The following is a 14,756-nucleotide window of genomic DNA, read 5'->3' as shown; positions in this document are numbered from 1 at the left end:
GCAGGGCGGGCCTCGCCGGCGCGGCGTTTCAGGGGGGTGGGTGGGGCCCGGCGGCCGCCACACGGCGCCCCTTCGGGGCGCGGGGAACTGCGCGACCAGCCACGACGGCGCCGCAGCCGATCACTCGACGAAAGGTCATCCCTTCGTGCCGCCGGCGGTGAGCCCGGTCACCAGGTTCTTCTGCACGAGGTAGAAGAAGATGGCGGCCGGTATGGCGATCAGCACGGCCGTCGCGGCCATCAGGTTCCGCTGCGCGTCGTGCTCGCTGACGAACGTCTGCAGTCCGACGGCGAAGGTGTACTTGTCGTCGCTCAGCATGAACGTCGAGGCGAACGCGACCTCCCCGAAGGCCGTGAGGAAGCTGTAGAACGCCGCGACCGCGAGTCCCGGCTTGGCGAGCGGCAGGATGAGCCGCGCGAACGTGCCGAAGGGGGTCAGCCCGTCGACGCGCCCGGCCTCGTCGATCTCGAACGGGATGGTGTCGAAATAGCCCTTCATCAGCCAGGCGCAGTACGGCACGATCGTGGTGCAGTTGACAAGGATGAGACCAAGGTAGCTGTCGATGAGCCGCAGGTCCGACAGGATCTGGTACATCGGCACGATCAGTACCGCGATCGGGAACATCTGGGTGACGAGCAGCACCCACATCAGCTTCCGGTAGCCCGGGAACCGCATGCGGGAGACCGCGTAACCGGTGGACGCGGCGACGACGACACCGATCAGCGTCGTGCCCAGCACCACGACCAGCGTGCTCGTCAGCCAGTCGAAGAAGCTGGTGTCCTGGAGGACGAACGCGTAGTTGTCGAACGTCATCTTGCCCCAGATGCGCCCGGGGTGGAGGTAGTCGTCCTTGTCCGGTCCGAGGGACAGGAAGAACAGCCAGGCGACCGGGAAGAGCGCGGTCAGGCTCGCGACGATCAGCACGGCGTGCGAGGCGAGGGTGGCCGCGCGGCTCTGCTCGCCGCGCCGGCGCGTCCTGCCGGGGGCGCCGGCGGGGCGCCGCTCGGTCGCCGGGGCGGAGGTCTCGACGGTGGTCGTACTCATTTCGGACTCCTGCCTCAGATCGCGAGCTGCTGCTCGTTGCGGTTCAGCCAGCGGCGGTAGAAGGAGGTGAAGACGATCAGGATCGACAGCAGCAGGATCCCGTAGGCGGCGGACTGGGCGTAGTCGCGCGGCTGCTGCCCGAAGCCCAGCTGGTAGGCCCAGGTCACGAGGATCTGCGCGTCGGGGGCCGTGTTGCCGAACAGCAGGAAGATGATGGCGAACTGGTTGAACGTCCAGATGACGCCGAGCAGGACGACCGTGGTGCTGACGGACCTGAGGCCGGGCAGGGTGACGTACCGGAAGCGCTGCCAGGCATTGGCGCCGTCCATCTCCGAGGCCTCGTACAGGCTCGCGTCGATCGACTGCAGGCCGCCGAGCAGAGAGACCATCATGAACGGCACACCGCACCAGGTGTTGACCATGATCGCGGAGAACCGCTGCCAGAAGGTGTCCTCCAGCCACGACGGCGTCGGCAGGTGCAGGAACTCCAGGCCGCTGTTGATGATGCCGCCGTCGGCGAGCATGAACCGCCAGCCGAAGACGGTGACGAAGGTCGGCACGGCCCAGGGCAGCACCAGGATCATGCGGTAGAGGGTGCGGCCGCGCAGCTTCTGGTTGAGCAGCAGGGCGAGGCCGAGCCCGATGCCGTAGTGCAGGGCGACGCAGGCCGCCGTCCAGAAGATCGTCCACAGGAAGTGCGACCAGAAGCGGTCGTACGAGGTCGGGCCCCACAGGATGTCGGCGTAGTTGTCCAGGCCGATGAACTTGTAGGTGGCCTCGATCTCGTTGACGCCGATCGTGCGGGCGGTGTTGAGGCTGGTGGCGTCGGTGAGGGTGAGGTACAGGCCGTACGCCAGCGGGTACAGCACGAGGACGCCGAGGACGATCACCACCGGGGCGATCATCGCGTAGGCGTACCAGTGCCGGTGGAAGCCGTTCTTCAGCCGCTGGGCCGGCCCGGGCCGTGGTGCCCGCTCACCGCGCCGCTTGCCGGTCGCTCGGTCGATGGCGACTGTCATGGTTCGACACCTTCTGGAAGTTCAAGGAGTTCAGGAGGGCTGCCCGGGCCGCGGGCGCAGACCGGTGGCCGCCGGATCCCCTCCCCCATGACCGGGGGATCCGGCGGCCACGCGGCGGTCACTTGCTGTAGTCCGGCACCAGCTTGGCGATGGCGGTCTCGGCGTTGCCGAGGCCCTTGTCCAGGGACACCTTGCCGCCCGCGATCTTGATCAGCTCGTCGTCCAGCGGGCCCCACAGGGAGCTGTACTCAGGCAGGGCCGGGCGCGGCTGGGCGGCGGAGAGCACGCCCTGGTAGCCGGCGATGCCCGGGTCGGCCTTGACCTTCGCGGTGTAGGCGTCCTCGCGCGTGGGCAGCGTGGAGTTCTTCAGCGCGATGGTCTCCTGGGCCTTGGCCGAGGTCATGAACTTCACGAACTTCAGCGAGGCCTCCTGGTGGGCCTTGTCCGAGCCCGCATACACCGAGAGGTTGTGGCCGCCGGTCGGGGCGCCCGCCTTGCCGGTGGAGCCGGCCGGGACGGTGGCGATGCCGAGGTTGTTCTTGTCCTTGAAGGCCGAGCCCTTGTAGAAGTTCGTGATCTCCCACGGGCCCTGGATGATCGAGGCGACCTTGCCGCTGACGAACGCCTCCTGGATGTGGGCGTAGGCGTCGGCGGTGGTGTCGGCCTTGTGCAGGCCCTTGCCGGAGAAGAGGCTCTGCCAGGTGCCGTAGGCCTTCTCGGCCTCGGGCGAGGTGACGGTGATCTTCTTGGCGTCGACGTCGACCGTGTCGGTGCCCTCGCCGTAGAGGAAGGACTGGGCGTAGTAGGCCTGGGTGGAGCCCCAGTAGCCGTCGACGCCGGTCTTGTCCTTGATGGTGGCGGCGGCCTTCTTCAGGTCGTCCCAGGTCTTGGGCGCCTCGACGCCGGCCTTCTCGAACAGTTCCTTGTTGTAGACGAGGGCGAGGGTGTCCGTGGTGAAGGGGACGCCGTAGGTCTTGCCCTCGTACTTGGCCTGCTCGATCAGGCTGGGCTGGAACTTGTCCTGCTCGGCGAGGGCCTCGGTGCCGTCCAGCGGCGCGAAGAAGCCCTTCTTGGCGAAGGCGGGGGTCCAGCCGACCTCGGAGCGCAGCACGTCGGGGGCGCCCTTGGAACCGGCGGCGGTGTCGAACTTGTTCTGCGCCTGGTCGAAGGGGACGTTGACGTACTTGACCTTGATGTCCTTGTTGGCGGCCTCGAACTCCTTGACCAGGGCCTGGTACGTCGGCGCCTCGTTGGTGGCGTTGGAGGTGTCCCACCAGGTGATGGTGACCGGGCCGCCGGCCTCGTCGCCGCTGTCGCTTCCGCCGCACGCCGTCGCCGCCAGGGCGAGGGACGCCACCAGCGCGGTGGCCGCTATGCCACGCCGCATGAGTTCTCCTTGAGGGTGAAGCCCGTTGTGCTGCCGACTGCGCCGTTGGCGGCCGGGCGTCGGTGAGATTAGCCGCGCCTCGACGACTTGCGAAAGACCTTGCAGCAAAAAGTTGCAAGCGGTGCGGATGGTTATCCCGCCGTGACCTCCCCTCGATCGCCCTGAAGCCTTGATTTCCGGCTGTTCGGCGGGGAGTCGGACAGTTGTGCAAGACTCTGCAAGCACTTGCCATCCGTTGCCGCCGGGGGAATCATCCGTTGCGGAGCGGACGCCGACACGACTTCAAGGGACCGCGATGACCAAGCAACCCGCAGCGGGCCGTGCGCCGGCCCGCACCCGGCGTCCCGTCGGTGTGCAAGCAGAAGTCCGGCCGCTACAGTCCAGTGCTGTGACCACACGGCTTGCGGACATCGCTTTGCAGGCGGGGGTGAGCGAAGCGACCGTCAGCCGCGTCCTCAACGGGAAGCCGGGCGTCGCCGCCACCACCCGCCAGTCCGTGCTGGCCGCCCTCGACGTGCTGGGCTACGAACGCCCGGTGCGGCTGCGCCAGCGCAGCGAGGGCCTGGTGGGCCTGATCACCCCGGAGCTGGAGAACCCGATCTTCCCGGCCCTGGCCCAGGTCATCGGCCAGGCGCTGACACGGCAGGGCTACACGCCGGTGCTGGCCACCCAGACCCCGGGCGGTTCGACCGAGGACGAGCTGACCGAGATGCTCGTGGACCGCGGGGTCGCGGGCATCATCTACGTCTCCGGGCTGCACGCGGACACCACCGCCGACATGCAGCGCTACGACCGGCTGCGCGCGCAGGGCGTGCCCTACGTCCTGGTCGACGGTTTCTCGCCGAAGGTGCAGGCGCCGTTCATCTCCCCCGACGACCGCGCGGCGATGAGCCTGGCGGTGACGCACCTGGCGTCCCTCGGGCACACGCGGATCGGGCTGGCTCTCGGGCCCAAGCGGTTCGTGCCCGTGCAGCGCAAGATCGAGGGGTTCGTGCGGGCGGTGCAGGACCAGTTGGGGCTGAGCGCCGAGGCGATCGAGTCGGAGCTGGTGCAGCACTCCCTGTACACGCTGGAGGGCGGGCAGGCCGCCGCCACCGCCCTGATCGAGCGGAACTGCACGGCCGTGGTGTGCGCCAGCGACATGATGGCGCTGGGCGCGATCCGGGCGGCCCGGCAGCGCGGCCTGGAGGTTCCGAAGGACATCTCCGTGGTCGGCTTCGACGACTCGCCGCTGATCGCCTTCACCGACCCGCCGCTGACGACGATCCGCAAGCCGGTCCCGGCGATGGGGCAGGCGGCGGTGCGCACGCTGCTGGAGGAGATCGGCGGGACGCCCGCGCCGCACAGCGAGTTCGTGTTCATGCCGGAACTGGTGGTGCGCGGTTCGACCGCTTCGGCGCCCGGGGACCGCGGGGACCGCGCACGCCCCTGAATCATCTGATCACTCCTGAATCGTCCGTCTCGTCCCCAGGGTGGAGAACCGCGCCCTCGCGCCCTGCGCCGGTAGGAGGGGAAGGGGTCGTTCCGCCGTAGAACATGCGGTTCGGACCAGACCGGAGGATGATCGGTGGGACAGGGCTTATCTGGCAGACTTTGTGCCTATGGGTGACACGACCGTGACGACGCCGGAAGGCCGGGAAGCGGCCCTTCCGCACCCCGTCACGGCCGAGACGGGGCCGGGTCCCCTGCGCCGGCTGCGCACCCCGCGCCGGCCCCGCTTCTGGTTCGAGATCCTGCTGATCGCGGTGAGTTACTGGACGTACTCGCTCGTCCGCAACGCCGTGCCCGAGCAGAAGGCCGAGGCCCTGCGCAACGCCGACTGGATCTGGAAGGCCGAGCACCAGCTGGGCATCGCCGTCGAGGAGTCGGTCAACCACGCGGTGAACTCGGTGACTTGGCTGATCATCGCCATGAACTACTACTACGCGACGCTCCACTTCGTGGTCACGCTGGGTGTGCTCGTGTGGCTGTACCGTCGCCATCCCGGCCGCTACGCGGCCACCCGCCTGGTGCTGTTCGCGACGACCGCCGTCGCCCTGCTCGGCTACTACCTGTATCCGCTGGCGCCCCCGCGGCTGATGAACGGCGGCGGCTTCATCGACACGGTCATGGTCCACCAGACCTGGGGGTCGATGGCCTCCGGCGACCTGAAGCACATGTCGAACCAGTACGCGGCGATGCCGTCGATGCACATCGGCTGGTCCGTGTGGTGCGGCCTGACGATCTTCGCCCTGGCGACGATCCCCTGGGTGCGGGTGCTGGGCCTGCTGTACCCGGCGCTGACGCTGGTGGTGATCGTCGCCACGGCCAACCACTTCTGGCTCGACGCGGTGGGCGGCATGCTGTGCCTGGCCTTCGGATTCGCGGTGGCGACGCTCTGGTACGGCAGGCATCCGTACGCCCTGCCGCAGCGGGTGCCGGCGCGGCCACGCGGGACCGGCCGGCCGCTGCTGCCTACCAGGGTCTGAACCTGCCGCCCAGAGTCTGAGCTGCCGCCCAGCGCCTGCCGTCTGCTGTCGCTGCGCCGAGCCGGGCGGCGGTGACCGGCGGCGCCCCACACCACCGACGGTGCCCACAACAGGACCGCCGTAGCCCCGCCGCCGGCGCCGTGTGCCCCACCGCCGGCGCCGGTGTCTCACGGCCACCGCCGGGGCTCACGCCCCCCGATACACGACATGGCCCCCGGTCATCGTCAGTCGCACCGGCGCCTCGGCCACCTCGTCCGCCGGAGCGGCCACCGGATCCAGTCCCAGTGCCGTCAGGTCGGCCCGCTGGCCGGGGGCGACGCGCCCGGCCACGTCCGCCTCCCCCGCCGCCAGCGCCGCGTGGCGGGTGCAGCCCTCCAGCGCCTCCAGTCCCGTCAGCCCGGCCCGCGCCGCCGCCGCACCCCGGGGCGTGCGGGCCGTGGCGAGCACGGCGCGGGCGTCGTAGTGCGCGATCGGCCAGTCCGAGCCCAGCGCCACCACCGCGCCCGCGTCTCGCAGGTCCCGCAGCCGCCAGGCCCGGCCGGCCCGCCCGGAGCCGAGCCGCCGGGACCACTCGTCCGTGCCGTCGGCGCGGGTGTACGCGGTGTGCGGCGGCTGCATGGACGCCGCCACGCCCAGGCGCGCGAAGCGCGGCAGCAACTCGTCCGGCACCGTCTCGATGTGCTCGACGCGGTGGACCCCGTGCCCGCCGGGCCCGAGCCCTTCGACCACGTCCAGGACGTGCCGTACCGCCGCGTCCCCGATGGCGTGCGTGGCCGTACGCACCCCGGCCGCGTGCAGGTGCCGTACGGCGGCGGCGTACGCCTCCGGGTCGGGCCAGAACGCCTCGGTGCCCTGGCCGTGGCAGTCGGCGTGCTCCAGCCAGGCCGTGCCGCCCTCGACGGTGCCGTCCATGAAGAACTTGACCCCGCCGGTCCGCCAGTGCCGTCCGCCCCGGCCCTGGGCGGCGACCAGGTCGTCCAGGGCGGCCCGGTCCGCGCCCGGCATGCACCAGGGCGCGAACCGCAGCCGCAGCGGCAGCACCGTCTCGCGCGCCACGGAATCGATCAGCTCCGGGTCCCCGGCGTCCATGACGTGCGCCCCGGTGAGGCCGGTCGCGGCCATGGCGGCGAGCAGCTCCACCAGGCGGGCCCGGCGTGCGGCGTACGACGGCCGGGGCGCGACCCCGGCCACCAGGTCCATCGCCGCGTGCTCGACGAGGTGCCCGGTGGGCCGTCCCGTGGCGTCGCAGACGACCTGCGAGCGCTGGGCGAAGTCCCGGGGGCCCCGCACCCCGGCCGCCGCGAGGGCCGGGCCGGTCGCGAGGGCGGAGTGGCCGTCGTAGAGGCGCAGGAAGGCGGGGGTGCCGGGGAGGACGTCCTCGATCAGGTCCCGGTCGACGGGGCGGCCCTGGAAGGCGTTGTGGTCGAGGCCGAAGCCGAGGACCCAGCCGTCGGTGCGCCCGGCCTCCGCGAGGGCGGCGCGCAGGCCCGCCAGGTCCGTCACCGCCGACAGGTCCGTGCCGGTCGCCATGTCCAGGCCCCACACGGGGTGGCTGTGCGCGTCCACGAGGCCGGGCACCAGGTGCGCGCCGTCCAGGTGGACCACCTCGGTGCCCGGCCCGCGCCAGTCGCGCACGTCCGTCTCGTCGCCGACCGCCGCGATCCTCCCGTCGCGCACGGCGACGGAGGTGGCGTACGGGCGGTCGGGGGCGAGGGTGCGGACCTTGGCGCCGGTGAGGACCAGATCGGCGGTCGGCATGCGGTGAACTCCTCTGGAGGGTGGGGCTATTCGGCGGGTTCGGCGGCGAAGTCGGCGTAGACGTCCGGGCGTCGGGCGCGCAGCCACCACGCGAGGGCGAGGCCGACGGCGAACACGGCCGGGGCCGTGACGACGAGGACGGTGTTGACGGTCGCGCTCGCCCCGGTGAACAGGTCGATGTGGTCGACGACGAGCACGATGGCCGTGGCGAGCAGCACGGCCGCGGTGACGGGCGCGATCACCGTCCGCAGCACGCCCTCCTGGTGGGGGACGCGGCGGAAGTAGCAGGGCACGGCGATCGCGGCGAGCAGCTGGAGCAGGAACAGCCCGATCATCCCGGGGGTGTTGACCCACAGCAGCAGCCGGCCGTACGGGTCGGCGCCGGCCGCGGCGAAGGCGAGGACGACGACCGCGCCGAGGACCGTCTGGGCGATGCCGGCGACGTACGGGGAGCCGTGCCGCGGGTGGATGCGGCCCAGCGCCTTGGGCAGCACGCCCTCCTCGGCGAGCGCGAGGGCGTACCGGTTGATCGCGTTGTGGAAGGCGAGCAGCGAGGCGAGGACGCTGGTGACGATGAAGACGTGCATCAGGTCGGCCGCCCAGCCGCCGACGTAGGTGGTGATGGCGGTGAAGAACAGCTCGGCCGGGTTCTTGCCGGCGGCCGCGACGATGTCGGCGTCGCCGAAGGCCTGGATGACGGTCCAGACGATGAACGCGTAGAACAGGCCGAGGAATCCGATGGCCGCGTAGGTCGCGCGGGGCACCGTGCGCTGGGGGTCACGGGCCTCGCGGCGGTAGATGACGGTCGACTCGAAGCCGGTGAACGCGGCGAAGGCGAAGGCGAGGACGGCCGCGGTGCCGGGGACGAGGACGTTGCCGGGGTCGAAGGAGGTCAGGGAGAGCCCGTGCGCGCCGCCCTCGAACAGCACCCCGCCCGCGAGCAGCACGAGGATGCCGGTCTCGGCGACGAGCAGCACGCCGAGGACCTTGGCGCCGAAGTCGATCGAGCGGTAGCCGCCGTAGCCGATGAGCAGCAGGCCCGCCAGCGAGATGGGCAGCCAGGGGAGGTCCGCGCCGAACAGGGTGTGCGCGGTGTCCCGCGTGGTGCTGCCGAGGAGGCCGTAGACGCCGATCTCCATGCCGTTGTAGCCGACCAGGGCGAGCAGGGCGGCGCCGATGCCGACGGGGCGGCCGAGGCCTCGGGTGATGTACGCGTAGAAGGCGCCGCCGCTCCTGATGTGCCGGCTCATGGTGGTGAAGCCGACGGCGAAGACGGCGAGGGTGAGGCCGGCCAGCAGGTAGCCGACGGGGGCGCCGACGCCGCCGAGGAGGATCGCGAGGGGGGCGACGCCGGCCATGACGGTCAGCGGGGCGGCGGCGGACACGACGAAGAAGGCGATGTCGGCGGTGCCGAGGGAGCCGGAGCGCAGGGTCGCCGTGGCGGGCGGGGTGCGCTCCCCCGACGAGGTGGTGACGGACATGGGCAAGCCCTTCGAACGGCGGACGGGGAGGGGATCCGGGCGTGCGGGGTCGCCGCCGGAACACCGGACACCCCCTAGGGGCCTCCGGTGGCCGGGCCGGTAAATCTAAAGGCTTTCGGTTTTGGCAATGTAGCCTCTACCTCGGCATCCGGGAAGACCTCAGGGGGACCACCGACCATGGGACGGCCGCGCACACCGCTCCTCGACCGCGAGCGCATCGCCACGACGGCACTGCAAATCGTCGACGAGCGCGGCGACTTCAGCGTGCCGCAGGTCGCCAAGCGGCTCGGCGCGCAGACCGGCTCGGTGTACCACCACGTGGACGGCCGGGACGGCATCGTCGAGCTGCTGCGCGAGCGGGTGGCGTCGGCCATCGACCCCGCGACCCTGGACCTGCGTCCCTGGGACGCGGCGCTGGAGGCCTGGGCCCGCTCCTACCGGGCCGCGTTCGCCGCGCACCCCAGGGCGGTCCCGCTGCTGATGACGTCACCCGTGCGGGCGCCGCGCGTGCTGGAGCAGTACGAGCGGGCCGTGACGCTGCTGCTCGACGCGGGCTTCGCGCCGGCCGACGTGATGCCCCTGCTCACCGCCCTGGAGAACCTGGTCCTCGGCTCGGCCCTCGACCTCGCGGCGCCCGAGACCATGTGGGAACTGACCGCGTCCCAACCGACCCCGCGGCTGGCCGAGGCCCTGTCGGCGTCGAGCGAGGGGCGGGCGGACCGGGCGTTCGACGTGGGACTGGCGGCGTTCCTCGCGCACGCCCGCGAACTCGAGGCCCGGGCTCAGCGCTCGGCCACCCCGTAGAACAGCTCCTCCACCACGGCCCGCGCCCTGCGGGCCGTCCGCCGGTACGCGTCGAGCATGTCGCCGGCGTGGCCCGGGCCGTAGCCCAGGTACCGTCCCACGGCGGCCAGTTCGCGCGAGTCCGTGGGGAAGGTGTCCCCGGCCCGGCCGCGGACCAGCATCACCGCGTTGCGGACGCGGGTCGCGAGCACCCAGGCCTCGTCCAGGATCGCCGCGTCCTCGTCCGTGATGAGCCCGGCCGCGCGGGCGGCGGCCAGGGCCTCGCGGGTGCGGGTGGTGCGCAGGCCGGGCTCCTCCGCGCCGTGCCGCAGCTGCAGCAGCTGCACCGTCCACTCCACGTCGGACAGGCCGCCCGGACCGAGCTTGGCGTGCAGTTTCGGGTCGGCGCCGCGCGGCAGCCGCTCGGACTCCATCCGGGCCTTCAGCCGCCGTATCTCCCGCACGGCCTCGTCACCGAGCCCGTCCGCCGGGTGGCGCAGCGGGTCGATCAGCTCGATGAAACGGCGGCCCAGGTCCTCGTCCCCGGCGACGGGCTCCGCCCGCAGCAGCGCGTGCGACTCCCAGGTCAGGGACCACCGGCGGTAGTACGCCTCGTAGGACTTGAGCGTGCGCACGAGCGGCCCGGACTTGCCCTCCGGGCGCAGGTCGGCGTCGATGAGCAGGGGCGGGTCGGCGCTGGGGATCTGGAGCAGGCGGCGCATCTCCGAGACGACCTTGTTGGCCGCCTGGGAGGCCTCCCGCTCGTCGACGCCGTCGCGCGGCTCGTGCACGAACAGCACGTCCGCGTCGGAGCCGTAGCCCAGTTCGTGGCCGCCGAACCGGCCCATGCCGATGATCGCGAACCGGGTGGGCAGCTCGTCGCCCCAGCCGTCCCGGACGACCGCGCGGAGCGTGCCGGCCAGGGTCGCCGCCGTCAGGTCCGACACCGCGCCGCCGACCCGGTCCACCAGGGCACCCTGGTCGGCCTCGGCCGGCTGCTCCTCGGTGCCGTAGGAGCCGACGATGTCGGCGGCGGCCGTGCGGAACAGCTCGCGGCGGCGCACCCCACGGGCGGCCGTGACCGCCTGGGCGGCTCCGTCGGCCCGGTTCACGGCGGCGAGTATCTCCTGCTCCAGGTGGGCGCGGGACCTCGGTTCCAGACCGCCGCCGTCCCCGTCGCCGAGCAGCGCCACCGCCTCCGGGGCGCGCATCAGCAGGTCCGGCGCCAGCCGGCCGGCGGACAGCACCCGGGCGAGGTTCTGCGCGGCGGCACCCTCGTCCCGCAGCAGCCGCAGGTACCAGGGCGTCTTGCCGAGCGCGTCCGACACCTTGCGGAAGTTGAGCAGACCCGCGTCCGGGTCGGCCGAGTCGGCGAACCAGCCCAGCATCACGGGCAGCAGGGTGCGCTGGATGGCGGCCTTGCGGGTGACGCCGGAGGCCAGCGCCTCCAGGTGGCGCAGCGCGGAGGCCGGGTCGTCGTAGCCGAGGGCGACCATGCGCTCCCGGGCCGCCTCGGCGCTCAGCCGGGCCTCGCCGGTGGCGAGCTGGGCGACCGCGTCGAGCAGCGGCCGGTAGAACAGCTTCTCGTGCAGGCGGCGTACGACGGTGGCGTGCCGGCGCCACTCGCGGTGCAGGTCGGCGACCGGGTCGGTGCGCAGCCCGAGGGAGCGGCCGATGCGGCGCAGCTCGGCCTCGTCCTCCGGGACGAGGTGGGTGCGGCGCAGCCGGAACAGCTGGATGCGGTGCTCCATGAAGCGCAGGAACCGGTACGCCTCGTCGAGCTGGGCGGCGTCGGCCCGGCCCACGTAGCCGCCGGCCGCGAGGGCCTTGAGCGCGTCGAGGGTGGTGCCGCTGCGCAGCGAGGTGTCGGCGCGGCCGTGCACCAGCTGGAGCAGCTGCACGGCGAACTCGACGTCCCGCAGGCCGCCCGGGCCCAGCTTCAGCTGACGGTCGACCTCGGCGGCGGGAATGTTCTCCACGACCCGGCGGCGCATCTTCTGCACGTCCGGGACGAAGTTCTCACGCTCGGCGGCCTTCCACACCAGCGGCTGGACGGCGGCGACGTACTCCTCGCCGAGGTCGAGGTCACCGGCCACCGGGCGGGCCTTGAGCAGCGCCTGGAACTCCCAGGTCTTCGCCCAGCGCTGGTAGTAGGCGAGGTGGCTGGAGAGGGTCCGCACGAGCGGGCCGTTCCTGCCCTCGGGCCGCAGGTTGGCGTCCACCGGCCAGATGGAGCCCTCGACCGTGGTCTCCGAGCAGATCCGCATCATGTGCGAGGCCAGCCGGGTCGCGGCCCGGATCGCCTTGGTCTCGTCGGCCCCCTCGGCGGCCTCCCCCACGAAGATGACGTCCACGTCGGAGACGTAGTTCAGCTCGCGGCCGCCGCACTTGCCCATCGCGATCACCGCGAGCCGGCACAGCGCGGCGTCCTCGGGCGCGGCCTCCCGGGCCAGGGCGAGCGCGGCGCGCAGGGTGGCGGTGGCGAGGTCGGCGAGCTCGGCGGCGGACTCGGCGACACCGGTCGTGCCGCACACGTCCCGGGCGGCGATGGACAGCAGGCAGCGCCGGTAGGCGACGCGCAGGGAGACCGGGTCGGTGGCCTCCGCGAGCCCTGCCTCGAACTCCTCCACCCCGGGGTGCAGGTCCCGCGACTCGTACGTCACGAGGGCCTGCCAGTCGTCCGGGTGGCGGGTGAGGTGCTCGGCGAGGGCGGTGGACGCGCCGAGCACGCCGAGCAGCCGGTCGCGCAGCGGCTTGGCCGCGATCAGGGTGTCGAGCAGCTCCCGGCGGGCGCCGGGGCTCGGCTGGGCCTCCAGCAGCCGGACCAGGCCGAGCAGCGCCAGATCGGGGTCGGCGGTCGCGCCCAGCGCCTCCAACAGCACCGGGTCGTCGCGCAGCGGTGCCAGCTCGACGCTGTCCAGGAGCCGCTCGGCGGCGGAGGCGTCGGTGAAGCCGTGCCGCAGCAGCCGCGTGAAGGTACTGCTCCTGCGCCCCGGGGCCGCCGTCATCCGGGCCTCCCTCGCACTTTTCCTGGCTTGCGTCGGATCAAGGTCGTACGGCTTTGAGCCTAACCGCAGGGCCTGGGGGAAGCGCCGATGAGTTCGGCAGGCGGACGGGGTCTGCACCGGGGAGAGCACAGGTCTGGAGGACGCTCATGACCACCATGCACCCGCGGACCCGCCTGGACCGGCGGTACAGCGACGAGACGGCCACGGCGACGGAGTGGAGGGAGGCGCGGGCACGGCTGGCGGCGGCCGAGCTGTTCTGGATCTCGACGGTGCGACCGGACGGCCGCCCGCACGTCACTCCCCTGCCCGCGGTCTGGTCGGACGGCGCCCTGCACTTCTGCACGGGCCCGGAGGAACGCAAGGCGAGGAACCTCGCGGAGAACCCGCACGTCGTGCTCACCACCGGCACGAACACCTGGAACCAGGGCTACGACCTGGTGGTCGAGGGCGAGGCGGTGCGTGTGACGGACGAGGCGCGGCTACGGGAACTGGCCACCGCGTGGGAGGTGAAGTACGGCAGCTTCTGGCACTTCGAGGTACGGGAAGGCCATTTCCACCACGGCGCGGGGCGGGCGGTCGTCTACTCGGTGGCGCCGGGGACGGTTTTCGGCTTCGGTAAGGGGGAGCCGTTCAGCCAGACCCGCTGGCGATTCACCAGGGAGGACTAGCGATGGACTTCACCCTCGAAGTGATCCCGCTGCCCGTCACCGACATCGACCGGGCCCGGGACTTCTACCGGGACAAGGTCGGTTTCCACGTCGACATCGACCAGGAGGTCATGCCCGGGATGCGGATCGTCCAGCTGACCCCTCCGGGTTCCGGCTGCTCGATCGCGCTCGGCGACTCCATCTGGCAGATGACCCCGGGGCCGGCGCCGGCCCCCGGCTCCTACCAGGGCCTGCAGCTGTGCGTGGCCGACATCAAGGCGGCGCACGCCGAGCTCGTGGCCCGCGGCCTCGACGTCTCGGAGCCGGTCCAGTACGCGCCGGACGACGGCGCCACGTTCATGCACTTCCGGGACCCGGACGGCAATGGGTGGGCGGTGCAGGAGTACCGGAGGCGGGCGACGGAGCCGTTGCACGAGCTGCTGGCGAAGGGGAAGCGGCCGCAGGGGGGCTGATCGGTCAGGATTCGAGAAGCCGGCCCCCGGGAGCGCGGCTAGCGTCGCAGTCATGACTTCCATCGCATCCGTCACCCTCGAGGTGGCCGACCCCGCGGCCGCCGAACGCTTCTACAGCACCGCCTTCGGCCTGGGCGACCAGGTGCGCCTGCGGGCCTCCGAGGCCCCGTCCACCGGCTTCCGCGGGTTCACGCTGTCGCTCGTCGTGGCGCAGCCGGCCGACGTCGACGCCCTCGTCGACGCGGCCGTGGCCGCCGGCGCCACGACGCTGAAGCCCGCCGCGAAGTCGCTCTGGGGCTACGGCGGCGTCGTCCAGGCCCCGGACGGGACGATCTGGCAGGTCGCGTCCTCGTCGAAGAAGAACACCGGCCCGGCGACCCGGCGGTTCGACGAGCTGGTGCTCCTGCTCGGCGTCGAGGACGTGAAGGCCAGCAAGCGGTTCTACGTCGAGCACGGCCTCCCGGTCGGCAAGAGCTTCGGCGGCAAGTACGTCGAGTTCGCCACCGGCTCGGCTCCCGTCAAGCTGGCCCTGTACAAGCGCGGCGGGCTGGCCAAGGTCGCCGGCGTCTCTCCCGAGGGCACCGGCTCGCACCGGCTCACGATCCACGGCGACACCGGGCCCTTCACCGACCCGGACGGGTTCGTGTGGGCGACCGCCCCGCAGACGGCGTCGCTGTGACCGGTGACG

12 protein-coding genes are annotated in these 14,756 nt (G+C 72.2%); 6 read left to right on the top strand and 6 right to left on the bottom strand.

Features of this window, described 5'->3' with window-relative positions:
* Nucleotides 1-135: 135 nt before the first annotated feature.
* The 3 genes from ABZ948_RS16320 to ABZ948_RS16310 form a co-directional block, all read right to left on the bottom strand.
* Entirely contained in the window at nucleotides 136-1,044 is a 909-nt protein-coding gene (locus tag ABZ948_RS16320) for a sugar ABC transporter permease (protein WP_359760022.1), read from the bottom strand.
* A gap of 14 nt (nucleotides 1,045-1,058) precedes the next feature.
* On the bottom strand, nucleotides 1,059-2,063 hold the full coding sequence (locus ABZ948_RS16315; protein WP_359760020.1) for a carbohydrate ABC transporter permease: 1,005 nt from the start codon (nucleotides 2,061-2,063) through the stop codon (nucleotides 1,059-1,061).
* 118 nt (nucleotides 2,064-2,181) lie between these two features.
* A complete protein-coding gene (locus ABZ948_RS16310) occupies nucleotides 2,182-3,450 on the bottom strand; it encodes an extracellular solute-binding protein (protein ID WP_359760018.1) in 1,269 nt (422 codons plus the stop codon).
* Nucleotides 3,451-3,838: 388 nt separating this feature from the next.
* Between ABZ948_RS16310 and ABZ948_RS16305 the strand changes: the two genes are divergently transcribed.
* Together ABZ948_RS16305 and ABZ948_RS16300 are read left to right on the top strand one after the other, a co-directional pair.
* The gene (locus ABZ948_RS16305) at nucleotides 3,839-4,882 is read left to right on the top strand and encodes a LacI family DNA-binding transcriptional regulator (protein ID WP_359760016.1); all 1,044 of its coding nucleotides are present in this window, start codon (nucleotides 3,839-3,841) and stop codon (nucleotides 4,880-4,882) included.
* 169 nt (nucleotides 4,883-5,051) lie between these two features.
* The gene (locus tag ABZ948_RS16300) at nucleotides 5,052-5,918 is read left to right on the top strand and encodes a phosphatase PAP2 family protein (RefSeq protein WP_359760015.1); all 867 of its coding nucleotides are present in this window, start codon (nucleotides 5,052-5,054) and stop codon (nucleotides 5,916-5,918) included.
* 186 nt (nucleotides 5,919-6,104) lie between these two features.
* Here ABZ948_RS16300 and ABZ948_RS16295 read toward each other — a convergent pair whose 3' ends face one another.
* Both ABZ948_RS16295 and ABZ948_RS16290 read right to left on the bottom strand, forming a co-directional pair.
* Nucleotides 6,105-7,676, bottom strand: a complete 1,572-nt coding sequence (locus tag ABZ948_RS16295) for an amidohydrolase (RefSeq protein WP_359760013.1) — start codon at nucleotides 7,674-7,676, stop codon at nucleotides 6,105-6,107.
* Between the two features lie 26 nt (nucleotides 7,677-7,702).
* Nucleotides 7,703-9,157 (bottom strand): APC family permease, encoded by a 1,455-nt coding sequence (locus ABZ948_RS16290; protein WP_359760011.1) that lies wholly within the window; start codon nucleotides 9,155-9,157, stop codon nucleotides 7,703-7,705.
* A gap of 177 nt (nucleotides 9,158-9,334) precedes the next feature.
* Between ABZ948_RS16290 and ABZ948_RS16285 the strand changes: the two genes are divergently transcribed.
* Entirely contained in the window at nucleotides 9,335-9,961 is a 627-nt protein-coding gene (locus ABZ948_RS16285) for a TetR/AcrR family transcriptional regulator (RefSeq protein WP_359760009.1), read from the top strand.
* On the opposite strand, the gene ABZ948_RS16280 is transcribed toward ABZ948_RS16285, so the two are convergent.
* Complete coding sequence (locus ABZ948_RS16280) at nucleotides 9,940-12,948, bottom strand: bifunctional [glutamine synthetase] adenylyltransferase/[glutamine synthetase]-adenylyl-L-tyrosine phosphorylase (RefSeq protein ID WP_359760007.1); 3,009 nt, start codon at nucleotides 12,946-12,948, stop codon at nucleotides 9,940-9,942. The two genes, ABZ948_RS16285 and ABZ948_RS16280, sit on opposite strands and share 22 nt — an antisense overlap.
* 146 nt (nucleotides 12,949-13,094) lie before the next feature.
* On the opposite strand from ABZ948_RS16280, the gene ABZ948_RS16275 reads away from it, so the two are divergent.
* The 3 genes from ABZ948_RS16275 to ABZ948_RS16265 are packed head-to-tail and all read left to right on the top strand — an operon-like array spanning nucleotide 13,095 to nucleotide 14,747.
* Nucleotides 13,095-13,616, top strand: a complete 522-nt coding sequence (locus tag ABZ948_RS16275; RefSeq protein ID WP_359760005.1) for a pyridoxamine 5'-phosphate oxidase family protein — start codon at nucleotides 13,095-13,097, stop codon at nucleotides 13,614-13,616.
* A gap of 2 nt (nucleotides 13,617-13,618) precedes the next feature.
* A complete protein-coding gene (locus tag ABZ948_RS16270) occupies nucleotides 13,619-14,068 on the top strand; it encodes a VOC family protein (RefSeq protein ID WP_359760003.1) in 450 nt (149 codons plus the stop codon).
* A gap of 52 nt (nucleotides 14,069-14,120) precedes the next feature.
* Nucleotides 14,121-14,747, top strand: coding sequence for a VOC family protein (locus ABZ948_RS16265; protein WP_359760001.1), 627 nt, complete (start codon nucleotides 14,121-14,123; stop codon nucleotides 14,745-14,747).
* Nucleotides 14,748-14,756 lie beyond the last annotated feature (9 nt).

Source organism: Streptomyces olindensis, from assembly GCF_040645895.1.
GTDB lineage: Bacteria > Actinomycetota > Actinomycetes > Streptomycetales > Streptomycetaceae > Streptomyces > Streptomyces olindensis.
This window is presented reverse-complemented; position numbering and strand designations above follow the sequence as displayed.